Consider the following 22,193-nt stretch of genomic DNA (forward strand, 5'->3'; position numbering starts at 1 on the left):
TGGGGCCATTCGCCAAGGGAAATCTCATGTACAACCCCAGCTCATTCGCCATCGAAGATTTGTCGGAACTGCAGCAGCAGATCCTCGGCACGCGCCTTGCCATGCTGGTCACCCACGGTGAGCAAGGCTTGCAGGCCAGCCATATCCCGTTGCTGCTGGAGGCCGGAGAAGGTGCAAATGGCACACTCTACGGGCATTTGGCCAAGGCCAATCCGCAGTGGAAAGACTTGCAGAACGGCGCCGAAGCATTGGTGATTTTTGCCGGCGCCGACGCCTACGTCAGCCCCGGTTTCTACCCGAGCAAAGCCGAGCACGGCAAAGTCGTGCCGACCTGGAACTACGTCGCCGTGCACGCTTACGGCAGCGCTGAAGTTTTCACTGACGCCGAGCGCTTGCACACGTTGGTCAGCGCGCTCACCGATCGCCACGAAGCGAATCGCGCCGACCCGTGGAAAGTCACCGACGCGCCCGCCGACTACATCGACGGCATGCTCCGCGCCATCGTCGGGTTTGCGCTGCCCATCGAGCGTCTGCAAGGCAAACGCAAACTCAGCCAGAACCGCGCGGCCGCCGACGTTGCCGGCGTGCGCGAAGGGCTGGCCGCCAGCTCCGATGCGCAGGACCAAACCCTCGCCCAATTGATGCGTTAAGGAATAACCATGAGCCTGATCGAAATCCGCCCGGTCACCGCCGACGACCACGCCGCGTGGCTGCCGTTGTGGCAAGCGTACTTGCAGTTCTACAACACGCAATTGCCCGACGCCGTCAGCCACAGCACCTGGCAGCGCCTGATCGATGCCGGCGAGCCGACCCATTCGGCGCTTGCCTGGGCCGATGGCAAAGCGGTGGGCATGGTCAATTTCATCTACCATCGCTCGAACTGGAGCATCGAGAATTCCTGTTACTTGCAGGACTTGCTGGTGGCGCCGCAGAGGCGTGGCACCGGCGTCGGTCGGCAGTTGATCGAATTCGTCTACGCCACGGCCAAGGCTGATGGTTGCTGCAAGGTTCACTGGTTGACCCACGAAACCAATGCGACCGCGATCCAGCTCTACGAGCGCATCGCCGAGCGTCCCGGTTTAATCCAGTTTCGCAAAGCCCTTTAAGGTTTCAGGAGAACAACAAATGGCCACTTCACTGGCGGACTGGAAAGGCGCCCCGGCCCCTACGACGCGACTGCTCGAAGGGCGCTTCATTCGCCTGGAAAAACTCGACCCGGCGCGCCACGCCGACGGCTTGTTCCAGGCGCTGGAAGGCCCCGGCGCCGATCCGAAACTCTGGGATTACTTGCCTTACGGGCCGTTTCCAGAACGCAGCGTATTCAACGATTGGCTGAACAACCACGCGGCCAGCAGCGACCCGTATTTCTTCGCAGTGATCGACCGTGCCAGCGGCGACGTGCAAGGCATGCTCAGCCTGATGTCGATCGTTCCGGCGCAGGGCCGCATCGAAATCGGCCACGTGACCTTTGGCGCGCCGATGCAACGTTCACCGAAAAGCACCGAGGCGGTTTATCTGCTCGCCAAGGAAGCGTTTGCCTTGGGTTATCGGCGTCTGGAGTGGAAGTGCAACAACGGCAATGCGCGCTCCAAATACGCGGCCGAGCGTTTGGGTTTCAGCTTCGAAGGCGTGTTCCGCCAGCACATGGTGGTGAAAGGACAGAACCGCGACACCGCGTGGTATTCGATTCTGGACTCGGAATGGCCGGTGGTGGGCGCGGCATTCGAGCAGTGGCTTTCGGATGAAAACCAGACGGATTCGGGGCAGGTGAAAACCCTGGCTGAGTGCCGCGGGTAAATCTTTAATGCCTGGAAGGACGCTATCGCGAGCAAGCTCGCTCCCACATTGGATAGCGGGTGATCACAATTTTGTGGTCAACCCAAAACCCTGTGGGAGCGAGCTTGCTCGCGATGGGCTTCACACGAGTTTTTGAGCCAGCACCGCAATATGCTCCGGCCCAATCCCGCAGCAGCCGCCCAAGTGACTGGCACCACGCGTCTGCCAGTCCGCCGCCCACTGCAAGTAACCCGGCGGGTCGAGATCGTCGCGCAACGGGTCCAAACCATCGTTGGCCGTCGCTTCTTTCGGTTGCGGCGGGAAGGCATTGGCGTACGCGCCTAGCTGAATCTTCACGCCCAAGCGCTCGAACGTCTCACGTGCGACATCAATCGCCGCACCGATCACTTCCGGTTGGCTGCAATTGAACAGCAACGTCTCGACGCCCAACTCCGCCGCGACCGCTGCCGCCTCGGCCACCGGTTCGCCGGAGCGCAAACGCGGGACTTCGTCGGTGTCTTCGTCCTTCAAGGTAAACGACAACCAGAACGGCTTGCCGTCCTGCGGCAAACCGGCGTGAATCGCCCGCGCCTCGACGATCGAACTCTGGGTTTCCGCCAGCCACAGATCAACGTGCGGCGCGAGTCCCTTGACCAGCGGCGAGAGCAATTCAGTCACCCGCGCCGCATCAAACAGGTCCGGACGATAAGAACCAAACAGCGGCGGCAATGAACCGGCAACGCGCACTGCTTTGCCCGAAGCTTGCACCGCGCGCCGGGCCAATTCACCGGCCAGTGCCGCCAACGCCTGACCTTCTGCGGCAAAACGTGCCTCGCCGATATGAAACGGCACCACCGCGTAACTGTTGCTGGTGATCACGTTGGCACCACTTTCGATATAAGCCGCGTGCACCGCTTCAACCGCTTGCGGCGCTTCGCTCAGCGCCAACGCCGACCACTCGGGCTGTCTGAACGGCGCCCCTCGACGTTGCAGCTCACGACCCATGCCGCCATCCAGAATCACCGTGCTTACTGCGCTCATATGCTTTTCACTCATATGCTTATGAAAATAACTCACTATCAGAGTCGTTCTTATAACTATTTAATACGCACCATTCGGTTAATAACAACCTCTTTTTTTTCAGGGATCAACTGTGAAATTTCAACCGCTATTGGCCTTGGGCCTGACCATTCTGGCCGCCTCTACCCAGGCTTTCGGCGGCGCCACGCTGGACCGCGTCGAGCAAAACAAAGAGCTGGTCGGCGTATTAATGGAAAGCTACCCACCGTTTTCATTCCTCAACGACCAGAACCAGCTCGACGGTTTTGACGTCGACGTGGCCAAAGCCGTGGCTGAGAAACTCGGGGTCAAACTGCGCCTCGAAACGCCGTCCTGGGACGTGATCGCCGCCGGCCGCTGGAGCGGTCGCTACGACATCTGCATCTGCTCGATGACCCCGAGCAAGGCGCGCGCCGAAGTCTTCGATTTTCCGGTCGAGTATTACGCCTCGCCCGCCGTGATCGTGGTCAACGCCAAGGATGAGCGCATCCACAACGCCAAGGACCTGAGCGGGAAAAAAGTCGGCCTCACCAGCGCTTCCAGCTACGAAAGCTACCTGAACAAAAACCTGGTCATCGAAGGCGCCGAAGACACGCAATTGCAGTACCCGTTCGAGGATGTGCAGATCGCGCCGTACGACACCGACAACGTCGCCTTCCAGGATCTGGGACTCGGCGCCGGGGTGCGCCTCGACGCGATCCTCACCAATCTGGTGACCGCGCAACCACGCCTGAATCAGGACAAGCGCTTCAAACTGGCGGGCGACCCGCTGTACTCCGAGCCGAACTCAGTGGCCATCGAAAAGGGCGACGCACAGTGGGACGGCAAGGTGCGTGAGGTCTTCGCGCAACTGAAACAGGACGGCACCTTGAGCAAGCTGTCGCAAAAATGGATCGGCGCTGACATCAGCAAATGACTTCTTTTCACCAACCTCCACAGCCGCCGCAGTTGCCACAAGTACCGCAACCCGTCGCTGAGTCACCTCTGCAACGCGTGTTCGGTTTCCGCACGCGGTTGTACCTGACGTGGGCGGCGATGTTCGGATTGTTCGCCAGTTTCTTCCTGAGCTTCGACCTGAAGTTCTCGATCATTCTCGACAAACTGCCGAACCTCGTCGGCCTGCACCTGGCGCCCAATGGCTTTCTGCAAGGCGCGGCACTGACGCTGTTTCTCTGCGTGTGCTCGATCGTCGCCTCGTCACTGCTGGGCTTCATTACCGCGCTGGCGCGCTTGTCGAAAAGCGCCGTGGCGTTCGGCATCGCCAGTTTCTACGCCTCATTCTTTCGCGGCACGCCGCTGCTGATCCAGATCCTGCTGATCTACCTCGGTCTACCGCAACTGGGCATTGTCCCGGGCGCCATCGCCGCCGGGATCATCGCGCTGTCACTGAACTACGGCGCTTACCTCAGCGAAATTTTCCGCGCCGGCATCCTCGGCGTCCCCCACGGCCAACGCGAAGCCTCGCTGGCCCTGGGCATGCGCGAAAGCGTGATCTTCTGGCGCGTCACCCTGCCCCAAGCCATGCGCACCATCATCCCGCCGACCACCAACCAATTCATCTCGATGCTCAAAGACTCGTCGCTGATCTCGGTGATGGGCGTCTGGGAAGTGATGTTTTTGGCGCAGTCGTATGGTCGGTCTAGCTATCGCTATATCGAAATGCTCACCACGGCGGCGATCATTTACTGGGTGATGTCGATTGGGCTTGAACTGATCCAGGCGCGGATGGAGCGGCATTATGGGAAGGCGTATTTGGGGCGGGGTTAGCCGTAAATTGGAGGCTTAGCTGAAATCGCGCCGAAGCCGCACGACGCCCATCTTCAAGCCAAACGGGCGGAACACGGCATTCAGCGACTTCAGCGTCGGGTTACCCTCCCCATGCTCAAGATGCACCAGCGTACGCACCGAAATTTTGCACATCCTCGCGAATTGGGTTTGGTTCAAACCGGTCACTTCGACACGCAAGCGGCGGACTGCTGCGTTGATTGAAAGGGTGTCGTCGGCAAGGCCGACCTGAATGCTCTCTATTAACAGAGTACGGGCATCAATGCTGAGGGTCATTTCAACCCCCAACTCTTGAACCGCTGTTCAAGGTTTCTCAGGGCGATGGACGGATGATTCATCGTGGTCTCGGGAAGGCCACTTGCGGTGAGAATGTCCGGTAAAGCCGACAACCGGGCAGCGTCCTCGCGCAGGGCTTCGTACAGTGTTTCGGGATCTGCGATAACTTTTAACGCGTTACACACTTCTCGCCATTTCACTTCTCCCGCTACCTCCAGATCTCTAGGCCATTTAGTCGTGCGCGTGACACCTTCGTCGTCCATCACCATCGGCGCAAGATCGTAGATTGGGGCAAGGCGAAAAGAGTTTGTACCGCGAATGATGGATATGTTGCGGCCATGGTTGTCAGAGTTGCCTAGAATCTTGTTCAGCAGATCACGCCGCAAATAATCAGACACCAGGGCAGGTACCTGATCAATCTGTCCGGCTTGTATCCATAGTCGCGCGAGTAGCTGAATCACTTCCAAGTGGTTCATGTAGCTGCCGGGAACTGTCACGCCCGCGAGCGAATAGATGGATTCGACGGCGAATCGCTCAACCCCATGTTTGGAAACCTCACGATCAAAACGCTTCATCCAGAGACTGGGTTTAGTGGCCTCCTCTAGCGCCAGCCCATCCTGCGCTATCGTCTCAATGCCCAGACTATGCAACGCCTTGTAGTAATGAAATTCGCTTTTGAGAATGATCTGATCCGTGAGGGTCGCTCTGTTACGGGCAAATTTTATAAACCAGTGCCGGGCCACTTGTTCGTCATTTAGCACCGCATCCGGATATAGAAGTCCGTCACGTCCTTGCGACATCAAAAGTTTCGGCGCTTCACCACCCGCCCCGGTGGCTCCCCCAATAGCTGCGCCTTGCTCATAGGCGTATTCCAAAAAAGTATTGTCGCGAGCGATGACTTCTTCACGAGGGAAACCTACGGCGGGTCTTCCATCTGCGAGTTCCGCCGATTCCTTGATCCTCAAGTGTCCTATAGGCGCAGGAGTACTGTGCGCCAGCAAGAATAAATCGGCGCTGATGCCATCAGGTTTGTCCTGACCGACTCGTCCCATAAGGAAGCGTTTTGCAGCGCCGGCCGGGGCTATATCGAAAAGGAAGGCCGGCGCCTTCTTCAGCGATGCGTTATCCCAAACTAAAGGCAACCTGGCGCTGACAGCTTTGGAAAACGGTGAATCGATGTCATCGACATTGTTCGATACGTAACCAGTGATATAGCCCAATCGGCAAGGACTCTCGAAACCCTTTGAGGGCTCGGAAAACTTGAGAGTCATTGCGTCTGACCACTCGCCTGATGCGTAGAGTTGCAGTGTCAGTGTGTACATGGACCACCCGAAAGTTGATACGCACAGCGTTGAGGCTACGCGTGCATGATGCAATATAGTGCAGATCGACGCTTGGTAAATATAAAAATACGCAATTAAATGCATTACTCAGGCATTGATGGTGGAAAAAATGCAATTAGATGCACGACGGCATATTCTCGGCGATCGACTGTTCATTTGAAGTTGAGTTTCCAACATTTCGCCAATGGAAGCGTCTGCGATGGTTGTAGGGAAAAGCGTCTGATCCGTGGGTGAAATGCTCAGCAGCCGAAGTCTGCAATGGATTCGGCTACAGGCGCCGTCGCCATGCCTTTCGAGGCGTCAGGAGTTGGCTGACAGACTCAAAACGGATCGACTTTTACAGTTTGGCCTCACCCCAAAAGAGGCTGAACCCGATGTCCATCAGGCACACTTTTCGACCGCATTGCATGGCCCTGGCGATCTCTATCGCGCTGGGCCATGCCGGTTCTGCGCATGCTCAAGAACCCGCTCCTTCGTTGCCATTGCCGGCGGCGCATCTGACGGCGATCGAAACTTTTATCAACCGTCCGGAAACATTTAAAACAGAAGTCACAGCTAGAGCCTCTGGCCCTGACGGTATCGCGTTGAAACTGGGCGATGACGACGATCTGGTGATGGTCAGCCGTCGCGGCCGCTTTAACGGAATCGTTGATGGCGGCGGCGGCCTCAACATTTTGCAACTTGATACGCTCAATGGTGGTGCATTGGGAGAGAGCAAGAATTTCAACCAACTGTTCATCAAACGAGGTTTTTGGACACGAACGGGAGAAAACGATTTCCATGAAGGCGCGATGGTCGCCGACAAGGCAACGTTGACCAACCTGGGACGTATCGGCGGGCAGGTATCGGTTGATAAGGGCGCGACCTTTCGCGGCAAAGGCTCGGTCCACCACTTGCAGGTTGCGGGTCGGCTGGAAGTGAATGCGTTGCACGGAGCGCCGCATGTGCGAGGCAATCTGGAACTGCAAGACACGGCAGAGTTGGCTTATGAGGTGAACGCCGATGGCCATAGCCAAACTATTCAGGTCGATGGTGGCGCTCAACTTGGAAACGCCACGCTGAAGGTTGTCGCCGTGACGGGTGAGTATCCATTAATTAGCCAATACGTAGTGATGACGGCGAGTAAGGTCGACGGCGTGTTCGGCAAGTTGATTAGTGATCTGGCCTTCTTCACACCTGCTGCGACTTACGAAGCAAAGAGTGTCGGCCTGACGTTCACCCGCAATGATGTGCCTTTGGATAAACTCGCGACCGACGACAACGGACGCGCGCTTGGTAAAAGTGTCAGTGAGGAGCAAGTTTCCAAGCCTCCTGCGACAACAACAGTGGCGACTAATGAAACGCCTATCCACGTGCCTTCTACCCCCGCCCCCGAGACATCGCTCGTAGAGTCAACGTTACCTCCGATGCCGGAGCCGCTTGAAGTCGCTTCGACGCCAAAGCTGGTCATCGAAATGCCGGATCCCGCGTCTGCTGAAGCTTCCGTCTCCGAGACGGACTTATCTGCGCCAATACAGAACGTGGTGGAAGCACCTGAAACTTCTATTGCCCAAGTGATTGAGCCTCCCCCTCCAGAAGCAGCAATCCTCCAGGGATCATCCCCAGCCACCCAACCTGCTGCAGCGCCGGCAAAACCTGACTTGCCAACCAACGCCGCAATCGCCGCCCTGCTCGGTTCCGACAAAGCCACCGCTGCCATTGCCATCGAGCAATTAGCTGCGGGGATCAATGCCAATCTGGCGAACGCTACCCTGCGCAGTATCGACCCGGTGAACGGCAGCATGCTCTCCGCCATGCGGCAGATGGATCGTGGCAATTTCAATGCGCAAAACTCGGCGCCGAGTCTGGCGGCGGGCGGCGATGCGGATGGCAGAGTGTGGTTCCAGGCGCTCGGCAGTGGCGGCACGGTGGATCGCGGGCATGTCAGCAGCGCGCTGCAACACTCCACCAAAGGTTTGGTAATGGGCGCCGATTGGGCACTCGACAAGCAATGGAGCCTCGGTGTCATCGGTGCGAAATCGCAGACGCGACTGGACGGTAGCCGGCTGGACGGCGACCTCGACAGTTGGCACCTCGGCGCCTATGCGCTGCGTCAAAGTGGGCCGTTGGCGATACGTCTGGGGGCAAGTCATGGCAAGCATGCGGGCAGCACCAAACGCCAGATCGCGTTCAATGGTTTCAGCGATCGTCTGAAGGGTCGCTACGACGCCAACACTCAACAGGCATTCGCCGAGTTCGGTTACAACCTCGGTAACGGCATGATCAGCGCCGAGCCCTTCGCCAATCTCGGTTACCAGCGCTATCACCGCGACAGCTACACCGAAAAGGGTGGCGCGGCGAAGCTGCAAGTTCATGGGCAAACCCGCGACAATTTCAGCGGCACTTTCGGCCTGCGCCTGGCGCAGCTCAATACGCTGGATAACGGTATGCAAGTCACGCCGCGCTTCAGCGCTGGCTGGAAACACACCTACGGCGATGTCGACAGCAAAACCCGGCAACGACTGGTCACCGGCGGCAAGACTTACACCGTTGAAGGCGCGGCGCTGGACCGTGACAGCCTGATGCTCGATGCCGGACTGGACCTCGCCGTTTCGCCCCGGCATACGCTCGGCGTCGGCTACAACGCAGAGCTGGGCAACGACAGCCGCAGCCACGGCGTGATGGGCCAGTGGCGAATGGCGTTCTGATCAGCAATCAATGACACACCAATAACCCTGTAGGAGTGAGCCTGCTCGCGATGGCGGCAGATCAGTCGATATCAAAACTGACTGACACAACGCTTTCGCGGGCAAGCCTCGCTCCTACAAGGGAGCGTTGTGAGCCCAATATTCAGGCAAAAAAAAGGGGAGCACATGCCCCCCCGAGGTTTAAAGCGGTGTATCGCGGCTGTTATCTCAGCCTTCGATCTCGATCAGGATTTCACCCGGATTGACCCGGTCGCCCTTGGCCACATGAATCGCGGTGACCTTGCCGGCGATGGCAGCCTGGACTTCGGTTTCCATTTTCATCGCTTCGGTGATGAGTACCGATTGCCCGGCTTTCACCGAGTCGCCTTCCTTGACCAGCACATCGACGATGTTGCCCGGCATGGTGGTGCTGACGTGGCCCGGCGCGGTGGCTTGCTTGCGTTTGCTGCTGCCGCCGCTGACGAATTCGTTGAGCGGTTCGAACACCACTTCTTCCGGCATGCCGTCGATGGACAGGTAGAAGTGACGTTTGCCTTCAGCCTTGACGCCGACACCGGTGATGTCGACGCGGTAGGTTTCGCCGTGGACGTCAATGACGAACTCGGTCGGCACGCCTTCGCCACTGGCCGAGGTCACGCTGCCGGCTTCAGGGATCGGCAGCAGCACTTCCGGTGTCAGGGTGCCGGCGTTGCGTTCTTCGAGGAACTTGCGGCCGATGTCCGGGAACATCGCATAGGTCAGCACGTCCTCTTCGGACTTGGCGACGGCGCCGATTTCGCCACGCAGCTTGGTCATTTCCGGTTTCAGCAGATCAGCCGGACGCACGTCGATCACGTCTTCGCTACCGATTGCCTGACGACGCAGTTTCTCGTTCACCGTGCCCGGCGCCTTGCCGTAGCCGCCCTGCAGGTAAAGCTTCACTTCGTTGGTGATGGTTTTGTAGCGCTCGCCGGCCAGCACGTTGAAGAACGCCTGGGTGCCGACGATTTGCGAGGTCGGGGTCACCAGCGGCGGGAAGCCGAGGTCTTCACGAACGCGCGGGATTTCTGCCAGCACTTCGGCCATGCGGTTCAGGGCGCCCTGCTCTTTCAACTGGTTGGCCAGGTTGGAAATCATCCCGCCCGGTACCTGGTTGACTTGAACCCGCGTATCGACCGCGGTGAACTCGCTTTCGAACTGGTGATATTTTTTGCGCACGGCGTAGAAGTACAGCCCGATCTCTTGCAGCAGTTCGAGGTTCAGGCCGGTATCGAACTCGCTGCCCTTGAGGGCCGCAACCATCGATTCGGTGCCAGGGTGGCTGGTGCCCGAAGCGAAACTGGAGATCGCGGTGTCGATGTGATCGGCGCCGTTTTCGATCGCTTTGAGTTGGCACATGGTCGCCAGGCCAGCGGTGTCGTGCGAGTGAATGAACACCGGCAACGACTGCTCGGATTTCAATGCCTTGACCAGTTCGCCAGTGGCGTACGGCGTCAGCAGGCCGGCCATGTCCTTGATCGCCACGGAGTCGCAACCCATGGCTTCCATTTGCTTGGCTTGCGCGACAAACGCGTCAATCGTGTGCACCGGGCTGGTGGTGTAGGCGATGGTGCCTTGGGCATGTTTGCCCGCCGCTTTCACTGCTTCGATAGCCACGCGCAGGTTACGCACGTCGTTCATCGCGTCGAAGATGCGGAACACGTCAATGCCGTTGACCGCGGCTTTGGCCACGAAGGCTTTCACAACATCGTCGCTGTAGTGGCGATAGCCCAGCAGGTTCTGGCCCCGCAGGAGCATTTGCAGGCGCGTGTTAGGCAACGCCGCGCGCAGTTGGCGCAGACGCTCCCACGGGTCTTCTTTGAGAAAACGAACACAGGCATCAAACGTCGCGCCGCCCCAGCATTCCAGCGACCAGTAGCCGACTTTGTCGAGCTTGTCGCAGATCGGCAGCATGTCTTCGGTGCGCATGCGAGTGGCGAGCAGCGATTGGTGGGCGTCGCGCAGGATTGTGTCGGTTACATGGATTTTCTTGGACATTTTGTTATTCCTCACAGGCCTGCGTGGGCGGCGATGGCGGCGGCGATGGCCAGGGCCAGCTCTTCGGGTTTGCGCTTGATCGAGTAGTTGGTCAGTTCAGGGTGGGCTTCAACGAAGCTGGTATTGAACTGGCCGCTACGGAATTCCGGGTTGCGCAGGATTTCCTGGTAATACGCGGCGGTAGTCTTGACCCCTTGCAGACGCATGTCGTCGAGGGCGCGCAAGCCACGGTCCATGGCCTCTTCCCAGGTCAACGCCCACACCACCAGTTTCAGGCACATGGAGTCGTAGAACGGCGGAATGGTGTAGCCGGTATAGATCGCCGTGTCGGTGCGCACGCCGGGACCGCCGGGTGCGTAATAACGGGTGATCTTGCCGAAGCTCGGCAGGAAGTTGTTCTTCGGGTCTTCGGCGTTGATGCGAAATTGCAGCGCGAAACCGCGGTGCTGGATGTCTTCCTGTTTCACCGAAAGCGGCAGGCCGGAGGCGATGCGAATCTGCTCACGGACGATGTCGATGCCGGTGATTTCTTCGGTGATGGTGTGTTCCACCTGCACCCGCGTGTTCATCTCCATGAAGTACACCTCGCCCTCGGCGAGCAGGAACTCCACGGTGCCGGCGTTCTCGTAGCCCACGGCTTTGGCCGCGCGCACCGACAGGTCGCCGATGTAGGCGCGCTGTTCCGGGGTCAGTTGCGGGCTCGGGGCAATCTCGATGAGCTTCTGGTTGCGGCGCTGGATCGAGCAGTCGCGCTCGAACAAGTGCACCACATTGCCGAAGCTGTCACCGAGGATCTGCGCTTCGATGTGCTTGGGATTGACGATGCATTTTTCCAGGAACACTTCCGCCGAACCAAATGCCTTGGTCGCTTCGGAAATCACCCGGGGGAAGGCTTGTTCAAGTTCTTCACGGCTGTTGCAGCGACGAATGCCGCGACCGCCACCACCGGAAGTGGCCTTGAGCATCACCGGGTAACCGATGCGATCGCCTTCTGTCAGCGCTTCGGCGATGTCGGCGACGTTGCCTTCGGTGCCGGGAGTGACCGGTACGCCAGCCTTGATCATGCTGCGGCGCGCTTCGGTCTTGTCGCCCATGCGGCGAATCACTTCGGCCGATGGCCCGATGAATTTGATCCCGCGTTCAGCGCAGATGTCCGCGAGTTCGGCGTTTTCCGAGAGGAAACCGTAACCGGGATGCAGCGCATCGCAACCGGTTTCCACCGCCAGATTGACCAGCTTGCGCGGGTTCAGATAACCGGCCAGTGGGTCGGCACCGATGCTGTGGGCTTCGTCCGCACGTTTTACATGCAAGGCATGGCGGTCGGCGTCGGAATAGACCGCGACCGAGCGAATGCCCATTTCGGCGCAGGCACGCACGATTCGTACGGCAATCTCACCACGGTTGGCGATCAGGATCTTTGTTATCACTTGGAGTTTCCCTTGAGCCGGTGGTACCCACGACCTGCTAGACCAGGTCGGCGCGTGACTAAATGTTTCAATTTAGTCGCAGCCCCACACTAGCCCTCGCGAGGGATTAACAAAAATGATTAATAATTGGGTCAGCCATAAGTAAAGACTTATAGTTGCCCGATCAGCCGCTGGTGAGAGTGTTTATAAAATGCGTAAGTCATTGATGCGTATGACATTGCGTCAATTGCAGATCTTCAATGAGGTTTGTGATTTGCGCTCTTACAGCCGCGCGGCGGATGAAATGTCTCTGACACAACCTGCCGTCAGCCTGCAGATTCGTCAACTTGAGGAGCTGATCGGCCAACCTCTGTTCGATTACGTCGGCAAAAAACTCTACATGACCGAAGCGGCTGAAGCGCTTCAGCGCGCCAGTCGGGATATTTTCGGACGCCTGGAAAACCTGGATATGCAGTTGTCGGACATGCAGGGTTCGCTGCAGGGGCAACTGAAACTGGCGGTGGAATCCAGCGCCAAATACTTCGTGCCGCACCTGTTTGCCGCGTTCAAACGCCAGCATCCCGAGGTGAATCTGCACCTGACCGTGGTCAACCGTGGCCAAGTGATTCGGCGGCTGTCGGATAACCGCGATGACTTGGTGATCATGTCGATGGTCCCGCAGGACATGGGCCTGGAATTCCTGCCCTTTTTGAACAACCCGATTGTCGCCGTGGCGCCGCCGGATCATCCGCTGTGCCACATGGGCCCGCTGCGTTTGCAGGATCTGGAACCGTACACGCTGCTGATGCGCGAGCCGGGCTCCGGGACGCGAATGGCCTGCGAAGAGTATTTCAAAGAGAAACGCGTGCACTTCACCCAGACTCAGGAAGTCGCCTCGGCCGAGGCTCAGCGTGAATGCGTGTCGGCGGGTCTGGGCCTGGCGCTGTTGACGCGCCACGCCCTGAACCTTGAGTTGGCGACCGGCGCACTGATCGAGTTGCCGGTCGACGAGCTGCCGCTGTATCGCAGCTGGTGCCTGGTGCAGGCCAAAGCCAAACGCCTGTCACCGGTAGCGCACGCCTTCCTGGCGTTTATCCGCAGCGAGCGGGTGCAAATCAGCGCGTTGGTTGAGCGCTTCGACGGGAAGTTGCCGGGGCTGCCTGCCAGTAGTTGAGTTCGAGCTCGTCAGGGTAATCGCCAATCTCGGCCAGCAGCTGGCGGCGTTCGCAGCGATCTTCGATGGCACGACGAAACTCCATGCGGCGCTGGTCTTCCTGCTGACGACGGGTTTTCAGGGCGCTGTTGCGTTCTTCGTAGGGCTGGGCCATTTCGGTTCTCCCAAGGCGATTACGGGAGTTACACGATGAGCGTCGCGGATGACGATTTGGCGGCGGGTTGATTACAGACAGATGAAAGTTGTTGTTTCCAGAGACGCCTTCGCGGGCAAGCCGCGCTCCTACAGATATCGCATACCTGTAGGAGCGAGGCTTGCCCGCGAAGAGACCCTCAAGACAAATAAGGAATCAGTCGTCCAGCGCTTTCACTGATTTAGGCGACAACCGCAAGCTGCGCAGGCTGCGCTTGACGCTCTTGAGGTGGTTGACCAGGCTCGGCCCGCGCGCCATCGCTACGCCCATCGCCAACACGTCGATCACCACCAGATGGGCGATGCGTGAGGTCAGCGGTGTGTAGATCTCAGTGTCTTCGTGCACATCGATCGCCAAATTGACGGTCGACAGCTCGGCCAACGGCGTCTGACTCGGGCACAAGGTGATCAGCGAGGCGCCGCTTTCGCGCACCAGATTCGCCGTGATCAACAAATCCTTGGAGCGGCCGGACTGGGAAATACAGATCGCCACATCGGTCGGCTTCAACGTCACCGCCGACATCGCCTGCATGTGCGGATCGGAATACGCCGCTGCCGTCAGCAGCAACCGGAAGAACTTATGCTGCGCGTCTGCCGCGACCGCGCCGGAGGCGCCAAAGCCATAAAACTCGACCCGCTGCGCTTGCGACATCAGCGACACCGCGCGCTGCAATTCCACTGGATCGAGCTTCTCGCGAACCTCCATCAACGTGTGCAACGTGGTGTCGAAGATTTTCAGACTGTAGTCAGCGACCGAATCGTCTTCATGAATCGCGAACTGCCCGAAGCTCGCACCGGCGGCCAGACTCTGCGCCAGTTTCAGTTTCAGATCCTGGAAACCGGAACAGCCGATCGCGCGGCAAAAGCGCACGATGGTCGGCTCGCTGATGCCCACGCTGTGGGCCAGGTCGGCCATGGAACTGTGCATCACCGCCGCAGGATCAAGCAGCACATGATCGGCGACCTTGAGCTCCGACTTGCGTAACAGGTGGCGGGACTGGGCGATATGTTGCAGCAGATTCAAGGGGCTGGACTCTTTGTTATTGGCAGGCGCCGGGGATGTAGCAAGCTTGTAGTTATACTACATGAATCGGCTTTTTGCCTGCCCAATGCGTAACTCGATGTCCCGATTCCACGCCTCATGCGCTCCATGTAGCACCTTTGGGCCTTTGTAGCAGCTGCCGAAGGCTGCGTCCGGCTGCTACAAAGAATTGGCGTCCTTTCGCAGCAGCTCAGCGAGATCAGCGGCTTCCACCGGACGACTGATCAAATAACCCTGCACTTCATCGCAGCGCTCGGCCTCCAGGAACGCCAACTGCTCCGCGCGCTCAACGCCTTCCGCCACGACTTTCAGCGACAAGCCGTGCGCCATCGCAATGATCGCCCGAGTGATCGCCGCGTCCTCGCTGCCCTCGCCGAGTCCACGAATAAACGCCTGATCGATCTTCACGTAATCCACCGGAATGCGCTTGAGATAGCTCAGCGACGAATAACCCGTACCAAAATCGTCGATCGCCAGTTTCACGCCCAAGTCGCGCAACTGCTGGAAGGTCGCGATGATGTGTTCGACGCTGTCCAGCAACTGGCTTTCAGTCAGTTCCAGTTCGAGGAACTGCGGGGCCAGCCCGGTCTCTTCCAGCACCTGACGCACGAGGCTGACCAGTTTGCCCTGACGCAATTGATGCACGGACAAATTCACCGATACTCGAATCGGCGGCAGGCCCTGACGCTGCCATTCACAGGCTTGCCAGCAGGCCTGGCGCAACACGAACTCGCCGATCGGGCCAATCAGCCCGGTCTCTTCGGCCAGCCCAATGAATTCATTGGGCGGCACGTGGCCCATGGTCGGATGCTCCCAGCGCACCAAGGCTTCGGCAGCGTTCAAGCGGCCCGTGGCGAGGCACAGCTTCGGTTGATAAAACACTTTGAGCTGCTTTTCTTCGATGGCTTTGCGCAGGTGGTTTTCCAGTTGCAGGCGTTCCAGCGTGCTCGCTTGCAGGCTCTCGGTGTAGAACTGGAAATTGTTCCCGCCCAAGTGTTTGGCGTGCTGCATGGCCATGTTCGACTGGCTGACCAGCGCGGAAATCTCTCGCGCATTGTCCGGCAACATACTGATGCCCATCGACGCACTGACCACCAACTCATGCCCGTCGACCGTCACCGGTAAACGCAGCTTGGCCGACAACCGGGTGGCCACGCGGGCCAGGCTCGACAGGTTGCCGTAGGCGTCGAACAGCACCGCAAACTCATCGCCGGACAGCCGCGCAATGGTGTCGGCCTCGGGCAACGCATTGATCAGCCGCCGGGCCATTTTCTGCAGCAGTTGATCGGCGATTTCATGGCCGAGGCTGTCGTTGAGCAGCTTGAAACGATCGAGGTTGATATGCAGCAAGGCCAAACTGCGGCGACCGCCCTGACGTACCCGCTGATGAGCCTCGCCCAATCGCTCGCGGAACAGCGAACGGTTGGCCAGCCCCGTCAATTCGTCGTAATGAGTGAGGAATCGCATGCGCTCTTCGGATTCGCGCCGCGCCGATAGATCGGCGAAGAAGCCGACAATATGGCTGACCTTTCCGCGACTATCGCGCACCGTGTTCAATTGCAGCCATTGCGGATAGAGCTCGCCATTCTTGCGCGTTTCCACCAGTTCGCCCTGCCAACTGCCGTGTTGCTCCAGCGCTTGGTGGATGACGTTGTAGTGGCGCCGGGCGTCGCGGCTGCACGGCAAATCGACCACGTTGTGGCCGAGCATGTCGCCGATGTCGTAGCCGGTGACGCGGCTGAACGCCTGGTTGATGGCGATCAGCGTGTAATGCGGATCAAGGATGACGATGCCTTCGCTGGCCGCTTCGAACACGGTGGCCGCGAGTTGCCGCTGTTCTTCCAGGCCTTTGCTGGCGCTGATGTCGCGGCGCGTGCCGACCATGCGGATCACCCGCCCGCTGTCACTGCGCTCGACTGCGCGGCCACGGTCCTCGATCCAGACCCAATGGCCGTCGCCATGGCGCACGCGGTATTCGATCTGGTAATCCTCGCTGCGGCCCTTCAAGTGCTCGACCAGCGCGCGTTTGAGCGCCGGCACGTCGTCGGGGTGCAGGCGCGGGCGCAGGTGGCTGAGCATCGCGGTGACGTATTCCGGCGCGAGGCCGAACAGCTCCTGAATCTGCGTGTGATGGACCTCGTCGGTTTGCAGGTTCCAGTCCCACAAGCCCAGTTCGCTGGCCTTCAGCGCCAACGCCAGACGCGCTTCACTTTTGCCCAGGGCCTGAGTCGCCGCACTGAGCTCCTGGCTGCGTTCGGCCACGCGGTTTTCCAGTTCGACCTGGGCTTCGCGCAGCTCTTCTTCGGCGCTGCGGCGCTGATCGATTTCGCTGGCGAGCTCGTAATTGAGCTGATCGCTCTGCGCTTGTGCCTGCTGCAGATGTTCGATCAACGCCTGATTCTGGAAGCGCCGCAACAAACCACGATCAATCAGCCGATTGACCTGCCACGCGACCACGCTCAACGCGCCTAGCAGGATCAGCCCGAACCAGCCCCAACCTTGCTGCTGCTCATCGCCGCCCCAAAACATGTAGGCAATCGCCGGCAACAGACAGGGCAGCGTGAACGAGAGGAACGCCGGCAGGCTGACCGCATACGCGACGCTCGCCGAGAGTGCGGCGGCGCCGATCAGGCCGAATACCCAGGCTTGCTGAATGAAAGTGTCGGCGGGGACCAGGGCAATGCCGGCGCCCGCGAGGGTCAGCCCGGTCATGGCCGAGCCGAGCAAAAACATGCGAATCCAGATCGGGTGAGCCTGGCGATTGGGAATCGCTGAATCGAAGGCCGCCACTTGAATCACCCGCAGCGCCACCAGCGACAGCAACCAGATCAGCCAGACGCTGACCAGAAAGTAGCGTTGCGGGCTCCACAGCAACCCGGCGCACACCAGACCGTTGATCAGCATGAACAGCGTCGGCAACAGCGAGCCCTGGTACAGCAGGCGCGTACGCTCGACGGCCATTTGCATGGCGTACTGTTTGCGGATAACCCGCGGCTCCACTGAAGGGCCCGCCAGGTCGGAACTGAGGGTCATAGGCAATTTTCTTGTTCTTATAATGAGCGTGGTGAGCCCGAATCGTGCACGGAGCATACACAAGCAGCGCCGTTGACCAAACTGCCCAAAGTCAGAAAACAGACAAAAGTATCAGCGCCTGACGGACGCCCAAAAGCGCTCAAGCGAGCCCCGCCGCCGCTTGCAGGCAGTGACCGACCGGTCGTCCTGCATGGATCTTTCATCGGCTAAATCAAAGCGGGGTTTGCCCGGTGTGACGCCGCCCCCTAGAATGCCCCGATGCGCGATGATCTCTCCCTTCTGCTGAACTCCCTCAACGATGCCCAACGTCAGGCCGTAGCTGCCGCCGTGGGTCGTCAGTTGGTCCTGGCCGGTGCTGGTTCCGGTAAAACCCGAGTGCTGGTGCACCGTATCGCCTGGTTGATCCAGGTCGAAAACGCCTCGCCCCACTCCATCCTGTCGGTGACCTTTACCAACAAGGCCGCTGCCGAGATGCGTCATCGCATCGAGCAGCTGATGGGTATCAACCCGGCCGGCATGTGGGTCGGCACCTTCCACGGCCTGGCGCACCGCTTGCTGCGGGCGCACTGGCAGGAAGCCAAGCTGAGCCAGACCTTCCAGATTCTCGACAGCGACGACCAGCAACGTCTGGTCAAGCGGGTGATCCGCGAGTTGGGCCTGGACGAGCAACGCTGGCCGGCCCGGCAGGCTCAGTGGTTCATCAACGGGCAGAAAGATGAAGGTCTGCGCCCGCACCACATTCAGGCCAGCGGCGATTTGTTCCTCGCGACCATGCGCAGCATTTACGAAGCCTACGAGGCCGCGTGCCTGCGCGCCGGCGTCATCGACTTCTCCGAACTGCTGCTGCGCGCCCTCGACCTGTGGCGCGATAACCCAGGCTTGCTCGAGCATTATCAGAAGCGCTTCCGGCACATTCTGGTGGACGAGTTTCAGGACACCAACGCCGTGCAGTACGCCTGGTTGCGCCTGCTGGCCAAGGGCGGCGACAGCCTGATGGTGGTCGGCGACGACGACCAGTCGATCTACGGCTGGCGCGGGGCGAAAATCGAGAACATCTACCAGTATTCCGATGACTTCCCGGACGCTGAAACCATTCGCCTGGAACAGAATTACCGCTCCACCGCCGGCATCCTCAAGGCTGCCAACGCGCTGATCGCCAACAATACCGGGCGCATGGGCAAAGAGCTGTGGACCGATGGCGGCGAAGGCGAGGCGATCAACCTGTACGCCGCGTTCAACGAGCACGATGAAGCACGCTATGTGGTGGAAACCATCGAAAGCGCGCTTAAAACCGGCTTGGCCCGCAGCGATATCGCGATTTTGTACCGCTCCAACGCCCAATCGCGCGTTCTTGAAGAAGCTTTGCTGCGCGAGCGCATTCCATATCGCATCTATGGCGGCCAGCGCTTCTTCGAACGTGCGGAAATCAAAAACGCCATGGCCTACCTGCGTTTGCTTGAAGGTCGTGGCAACGATGCCGCGCTGGAACGGGTGATCAACGTTCCGGCCCGTGGCATCGGCGAGAAAACTGTCGAAGCGATCCGCGATCACGCCCGCCACAGCGATGTGTCGATGTGGGAAGCCATGCGCCTGCTCGTGGCCAATAAAGGCCTGACCGGGCGTGCTGCCGGCGCGCTCGGCGGGTTTATCGAGCTGATCGAAAACCTCGCCGCCAAGTGCATGGAAATGCCGCTGCACCTGATGACCCAGACCGTCATCGAGCAGTCGGGGCTGATTGCATATCACGAAGCGGAAAAAGGCGAGAAAGGCCAGGCACGGGTAGAAAACCTTGAAGAACTGGTCAGCGCCGCGCGCGCGTTCGAGAACGCCGAGGACGAGGAAGACCTGACGCCACTGGCGGCGTTCCTCGGGCATGCGTCGCTGGAGGCCGGGGACACTCAGGCCGACGAGCATGAAGACAGCATTCAGTTGATGACCCTGCACAGCGCCAAAGGCCTGGAATTCCCTTACGTGTTCCTCGTCGGCATGGAAGAAGGCCTGTTCCCGCACAAGATGAGCCTGGAAGAACCCGGCCGTCTCGAAGAGGAACGGCGTCTGGCCTACGTGGGGATTACGCGGGCAATGCAGAATCTGGTGATGACTTACGCTGAAACCCGACGCCTGTACGGCAGCGAAACCTACAACAAGGTGTCGCGTTTCGTACGTGAAGTGCCGAAGGGTCTGATCCAGGAAGTGCGGCTGTCCAACAGCGTCAGCCGTCCATTCGGCGGTGGTCAGCAGCAGAGCTCGAGCAGCCTGTTCGGCGGCAGCGAGATTCCCGATACCGGTTTCAGCCTCGGCCAAGCGGTGCGCCATTCGGTGTTCGGCGACGGCGTGATCCTCAACTTCGAAGGCGCCGGCGCGCAGGCGCGGGTGCAGGTCAACTTCGCTGAAGGCAGCAAGTGGCTGATGCTCGGTTACGCCAAGCTCGAAGCGATCTAAACCTGGCGAGGCTTTTCTGTGGGAGCGAGCTTGCTCGCGAAAGGGGCGCCGCGGTTTGTCTCCGGATAAACCGAGGTGCGGCCATCGCGAGCAAGCTCGCTCGCACAGGGTTCACATTTCCTACAACGCATGTCCGCTTGTCTTACAGACAAAAGTACATCGCCCTCTATCCCGCGGCTTACCTGAACCTCACCTGTCAGGCAAAAGCCCGAAACACTCTGCCGCTAGCCAGTGACCCTTCAGCTGTGCAACATGGCACGCGTTCCATCCACAAATGGGAATTCCCTTTATGAAACGTTTTCTTAGCATCGCCATGGCCTTGTGCATTGGTCTGACGATGAGCCTGGACGCCAACGCCAAGCGCTTCGGTGGCGGCAAGAGCTCCGGCGCTGCGCCGTCTCACCAGACCAGCCAAATGGCTCCTTCTTCTGCCGCAGGTGGCGCTGCCGCCACTGCGGGCGCCGCCGGTGCGGCTGGCGCTGCAACCAAGGCCAGCGGTGCTTCGCGCTGGCTCGGCCCTCTGGCCGGCATCGCCGCCGGTGGCCTGTTGGCCTCGATGTTCATGGGCGACGGCTTCCAGGGCATGCAGATCTTCGACATCCTGATCATGGCGCTGATTGCCTTCATGGTCTTCCGCTTCATCGCCGCTCGTCGTCGCAAGCAGCAAGACCAGCTGTCTCCAGCCGGCGCGCCGATGCACCGCGAAGCGTTCGATCAGAAGCCGGCCAGCACCGGTTCGATCTTCGGCGGTTCGGCAGCTCCTGCCGCCGCGCGTCCGGTGATCAATGCACCAGCCTGGTTCAATGAGCAGAACTTCATTGCTGCGGCCCGCAACCATTTCCAGTCCCTGCAACAACACTGGGACGCCAACGAAATGGACAAGATTGCCGAGTTCGTGACCCCGCAACTGCTGGAGTTCCTCAAGCGCGAACGGGCTGACCTGGGTGACGGCTTCCAGTCCACTTACATTGATAACCTCAACGTGCAGCTGGATGGCGTCGATGATCGCGCAGACAAGACCATCGCCACCCTGACCTTCAGTGGTGTGTCGAAGACTTCACGCTTCGACCAGGGCGAAGTGTTCAGCGAGAGCTGGAACATGGAACGCCTGCAGGGCGAGAACCAGCCATGGCTGGTTGCCGGTATCCGCCAGAACGGCTGAACCGACCCGCATTGAATGTGTCGCAAGAAAAAGCCCCGGCCTTGGCCGGGGTTTTCTATTTCGCGGTTGCATCTATAGCGAGCTACTGTATAAACCGCCCCAACTAAACCGCGCCATCAAGCAAGAGGATCCCGGACGTGGAAGAAATCATCGAACAACTGCGTGAAGCCAACGAACCAGTACCGGTCCCCTTGGAGTTGCCTGACGAAGATCAAATCGTGGAAATCGAAGAACAATTGTTCATCGACATCCCATTCGTCTTCAGAGAATTTTTGCTGACCGTCAGCGACGTGGTCTACGGCAGCCTGGAGCCGGTCACCGTGACCGACCCGCAATCCCACACTTACCTGCCGGACGTTGCCGCCAACGCCTGGGACGCCGGTGTCGACCGCAGCATGATCCCGATCTGCCAGGACGGTGACGATTACTACCTGGTCGAAGAAGACGGCACCGTGGTGTTGTGGCAAGCCGAAGAAGAACTGATTGCCGAAGAAACCTGGGAATCGGTATGGCACTGGGCGCGCGACGTCTGGCTGGAAAGCTGAGCAAACCGCCGCAGCCCTTTGTAGCAACCGCCAAAGGTGACAACCGCCGAACGTAGCAGCTGCCGAAGGCTGCGTCCGGCTGCAAAGCAGCCGCAAACCTCACGCCGGTCATCTGCCTGACACACCGGGCGTCTGATCCGGCGACTGCTGCGCAGCCGAACGCAGGCTGCGCCAGCTGCTACAAAGTCCTGCCAATACCAGATCCATGTAGCAGCTGCCGAAGGCTGCGTCCGGCTGCGAAGCAGCCGCAAACCC

18 protein-coding genes are annotated in these 22,193 nt (G+C 59.5%); 10 read left to right on the forward strand and 8 right to left on the reverse strand.

Annotated features, from left to right (window positions below; all coding sequences use genetic code 11):
• The first annotated feature begins 26 nt into the window (after nucleotides 1-26).
• From BI292_RS13090 to BI292_RS13100, 3 genes are read left to right on the forward strand one after another with little or no spacing between them, the layout of a single operon-like run.
• Nucleotides 27-650 carry an FMN-binding negative transcriptional regulator gene (locus BI292_RS13090; RefSeq protein ID WP_101208128.1) on the forward strand — a complete coding sequence of 208 codons (624 nt, stop codon included), beginning with the start codon at nucleotides 27-29 and terminating at the stop codon, nucleotides 648-650.
• A 9-nt stretch (nucleotides 651-659) separates the two neighbouring features.
• Nucleotides 660-1,106: a GNAT family N-acetyltransferase gene (locus tag BI292_RS13095; protein ID WP_101208129.1), complete on the forward strand. Its 447-nt coding sequence runs from the start codon at nucleotides 660-662 to the stop codon at nucleotides 1,104-1,106.
• A gap of 19 nt (nucleotides 1,107-1,125) precedes the next feature.
• Nucleotides 1,126-1,797 carry a GNAT family N-acetyltransferase gene (locus BI292_RS13100; RefSeq protein ID WP_101208130.1) on the forward strand — a complete coding sequence of 224 codons (672 nt, stop codon included), beginning with the start codon at nucleotides 1,126-1,128 and terminating at the stop codon, nucleotides 1,795-1,797.
• A 120-nt stretch (nucleotides 1,798-1,917) separates the two neighbouring features.
• Here BI292_RS13100 and BI292_RS13105 read toward each other — a convergent pair whose 3' ends face one another.
• Nucleotides 1,918-2,817 carry a homocysteine S-methyltransferase family protein gene (locus BI292_RS13105; RefSeq protein ID WP_101208131.1) on the reverse strand — a complete coding sequence of 300 codons (900 nt, stop codon included), beginning with the start codon at nucleotides 2,815-2,817 and terminating at the stop codon, nucleotides 1,918-1,920.
• 112 nt (nucleotides 2,818-2,929) lie between these two features.
• On the opposite strand from BI292_RS13105, the gene BI292_RS13110 reads away from it, so the two are divergent.
• On the forward strand, nucleotides 2,930-3,751 hold the full coding sequence (locus BI292_RS13110; RefSeq protein WP_092275916.1) for an ABC transporter substrate-binding protein: 822 nt from the start codon (nucleotides 2,930-2,932) through the stop codon (nucleotides 3,749-3,751).
• Nucleotides 3,748-4,602: an amino acid ABC transporter permease gene (locus BI292_RS13115; protein ID WP_101208132.1), complete on the forward strand. Its 855-nt coding sequence runs from the start codon at nucleotides 3,748-3,750 to the stop codon at nucleotides 4,600-4,602. The genes BI292_RS13110 and BI292_RS13115 overlap by 4 nt, the downstream gene beginning before the upstream one ends.
• Nucleotides 4,603-4,617: 15 nt before the next feature.
• Here the strand turns inward: BI292_RS13115 and BI292_RS13120 are convergent, their stop codons facing one another.
• Both BI292_RS13120 and BI292_RS13125 read right to left on the reverse strand, forming a co-directional pair.
• The gene (locus BI292_RS13120; protein ID WP_101208133.1) at nucleotides 4,618-4,896 is read right to left on the reverse strand and encodes a helix-turn-helix transcriptional regulator; all 279 of its coding nucleotides are present in this window, start codon (nucleotides 4,894-4,896) and stop codon (nucleotides 4,618-4,620) included.
• The gene (locus BI292_RS13125) at nucleotides 4,893-6,218 is read right to left on the reverse strand and encodes a HipA domain-containing protein (RefSeq protein ID WP_101208134.1); all 1,326 of its coding nucleotides are present in this window, start codon (nucleotides 6,216-6,218) and stop codon (nucleotides 4,893-4,895) included. Before BI292_RS13125 ends, BI292_RS13120 begins: the two co-directional genes overlap by 4 nt.
• A 428-nt stretch (nucleotides 6,219-6,646) precedes the next feature.
• Here BI292_RS13125 and BI292_RS13130 point away from each other — a divergent pair, with 428 nt between their 5' ends.
• Nucleotides 6,647-8,926 carry an autotransporter domain-containing protein gene (locus BI292_RS13130; RefSeq protein ID WP_256592654.1) on the forward strand — a complete coding sequence of 760 codons (2,280 nt, stop codon included), beginning with the start codon at nucleotides 6,647-6,649 and terminating at the stop codon, nucleotides 8,924-8,926.
• A gap of 207 nt (nucleotides 8,927-9,133) precedes the next feature.
• Here BI292_RS13130 and oadA read toward each other — a convergent pair whose 3' ends face one another.
• The gene (gene oadA, locus BI292_RS13135; RefSeq protein WP_101208136.1) at nucleotides 9,134-10,942 is read right to left on the reverse strand and encodes a sodium-extruding oxaloacetate decarboxylase subunit alpha; all 1,809 of its coding nucleotides are present in this window, start codon (nucleotides 10,940-10,942) and stop codon (nucleotides 9,134-9,136) included.
• Nucleotides 10,943-10,953: 11 nt separating this feature from the next.
• Nucleotides 10,954-12,369, reverse strand: a complete 1,416-nt coding sequence (locus BI292_RS13140; protein ID WP_092275904.1) for an acetyl-CoA carboxylase biotin carboxylase subunit — start codon at nucleotides 12,367-12,369, stop codon at nucleotides 10,954-10,956.
• A gap of 190 nt (nucleotides 12,370-12,559) precedes the next feature.
• Here BI292_RS13140 and BI292_RS13145 point away from each other — a divergent pair, with 190 nt between their 5' ends.
• A complete protein-coding gene (locus BI292_RS13145; RefSeq protein WP_101208137.1) occupies nucleotides 12,560-13,522 on the forward strand; it encodes a LysR family transcriptional regulator in 963 nt (320 codons plus the stop codon).
• Here the strand turns inward: BI292_RS13145 and BI292_RS13150 are convergent.
• The 3 genes from BI292_RS13150 to BI292_RS13160 form a co-directional block, all read right to left on the reverse strand.
• Nucleotides 13,464-13,676, reverse strand: a complete 213-nt coding sequence (locus BI292_RS13150) for a PA3496 family putative envelope integrity protein (protein WP_092275898.1) — start codon at nucleotides 13,674-13,676, stop codon at nucleotides 13,464-13,466. The two genes, BI292_RS13145 and BI292_RS13150, sit on opposite strands and share 59 nt — an antisense overlap.
• A gap of 195 nt (nucleotides 13,677-13,871) precedes the next feature.
• Nucleotides 13,872-14,738: a transcriptional regulator HexR gene (gene hexR / locus BI292_RS13155; protein ID WP_008027445.1), complete on the reverse strand. Its 867-nt coding sequence runs from the start codon at nucleotides 14,736-14,738 to the stop codon at nucleotides 13,872-13,874.
• A 177-nt stretch (nucleotides 14,739-14,915) separates the two neighbouring features.
• On the reverse strand, nucleotides 14,916-17,789 hold the full coding sequence (locus BI292_RS13160; RefSeq protein WP_101208138.1) for an EAL domain-containing protein: 2,874 nt from the start codon (nucleotides 17,787-17,789) through the stop codon (nucleotides 14,916-14,918).
• A 258-nt stretch (nucleotides 17,790-18,047) separates the two neighbouring features.
• On the opposite strand from BI292_RS13160, the gene uvrD reads away from it, so the two are divergent.
• The 3 genes from uvrD to BI292_RS13175 all read left to right on the forward strand — a co-directional run bounded on the left by uvrD (nucleotide 18,048) and on the right by BI292_RS13175 (nucleotide 21,938).
• Entirely contained in the window at nucleotides 18,048-20,231 is a 2,184-nt protein-coding gene (uvrD, locus tag BI292_RS13165) for a DNA helicase II (protein ID WP_092275892.1), read from the forward strand.
• A gap of 289 nt (nucleotides 20,232-20,520) precedes the next feature.
• A complete protein-coding gene (locus BI292_RS13170; protein ID WP_101208139.1) occupies nucleotides 20,521-21,393 on the forward strand; it encodes a Tim44 domain-containing protein in 873 nt (290 codons plus the stop codon).
• A gap of 137 nt (nucleotides 21,394-21,530) precedes the next feature.
• Nucleotides 21,531-21,938 carry an SMI1/KNR4 family protein gene (locus BI292_RS13175; RefSeq protein ID WP_007943369.1) on the forward strand — a complete coding sequence of 136 codons (408 nt, stop codon included), beginning with the start codon at nucleotides 21,531-21,533 and terminating at the stop codon, nucleotides 21,936-21,938.
• Nucleotides 21,939-22,193 lie beyond the last annotated feature (255 nt).

This window comes from Pseudomonas sp. 43NM1, assembly GCF_002836905.1.
GTDB lineage: Bacteria > Pseudomonadota > Gammaproteobacteria > Pseudomonadales > Pseudomonadaceae > Aquipseudomonas > Aquipseudomonas prosekii.

Excerpts from the sequence above, each read along its gene's own strand:
- BI292_RS13090 (WP_101208128.1), top strand. The coding sequence starts at position 27 with ATGTACAACCCCAGCTCATTCGCCATCGAAGATTTGTCGGAACTGCAG.
- BI292_RS13095 (WP_101208129.1), top strand. The coding sequence starts at position 660 with ATGAGCCTGATCGAAATCCGCCCGGTCACCGCCGACGACCACGCCGCG.
- BI292_RS13100 (WP_101208130.1), top strand. The coding sequence starts at position 1,126 with ATGGCCACTTCACTGGCGGACTGGAAAGGCGCCCCGGCCCCTACGACG.
- BI292_RS13105 (WP_101208131.1), bottom strand. The coding sequence starts at position 2,817 with ATGAGCGCAGTAAGCACGGTGATTCTGGATGGCGGCATGGGTCGTGAG.
- BI292_RS13115 (WP_101208132.1), top strand. The coding sequence starts at position 3,748 with ATGACTTCTTTTCACCAACCTCCACAGCCGCCGCAGTTGCCACAAGTA.
- BI292_RS13120 (WP_101208133.1), bottom strand. The coding sequence starts at position 4,896 with ATGACCCTCAGCATTGATGCCCGTACTCTGTTAATAGAGAGCATTCAG.
- BI292_RS13125 (WP_101208134.1), bottom strand. The coding sequence starts at position 6,218 with ATGTACACACTGACACTGCAACTCTACGCATCAGGCGAGTGGTCAGAC.
- BI292_RS13130 (WP_256592654.1), top strand. The coding sequence starts at position 6,647 with ATGGCCCTGGCGATCTCTATCGCGCTGGGCCATGCCGGTTCTGCGCAT.
- oadA (WP_101208136.1), bottom strand. The coding sequence starts at position 10,942 with ATGTCCAAGAAAATCCATGTAACCGACACAATCCTGCGCGACGCCCAC.
- BI292_RS13145 (WP_101208137.1), top strand. The coding sequence starts at position 12,560 with ATGCGTAAGTCATTGATGCGTATGACATTGCGTCAATTGCAGATCTTC.
- BI292_RS13150 (WP_092275898.1), bottom strand. The coding sequence starts at position 13,676 with ATGGCCCAGCCCTACGAAGAACGCAACAGCGCCCTGAAAACCCGTCGT.
- BI292_RS13160 (WP_101208138.1), bottom strand. The coding sequence starts at position 17,789 with ATGACCCTCAGTTCCGACCTGGCGGGCCCTTCAGTGGAGCCGCGGGTT.
- uvrD (WP_092275892.1), top strand. The coding sequence starts at position 18,048 with ATGCGCGATGATCTCTCCCTTCTGCTGAACTCCCTCAACGATGCCCAA.
- BI292_RS13170 (WP_101208139.1), top strand. The coding sequence starts at position 20,521 with ATGAAACGTTTTCTTAGCATCGCCATGGCCTTGTGCATTGGTCTGACG.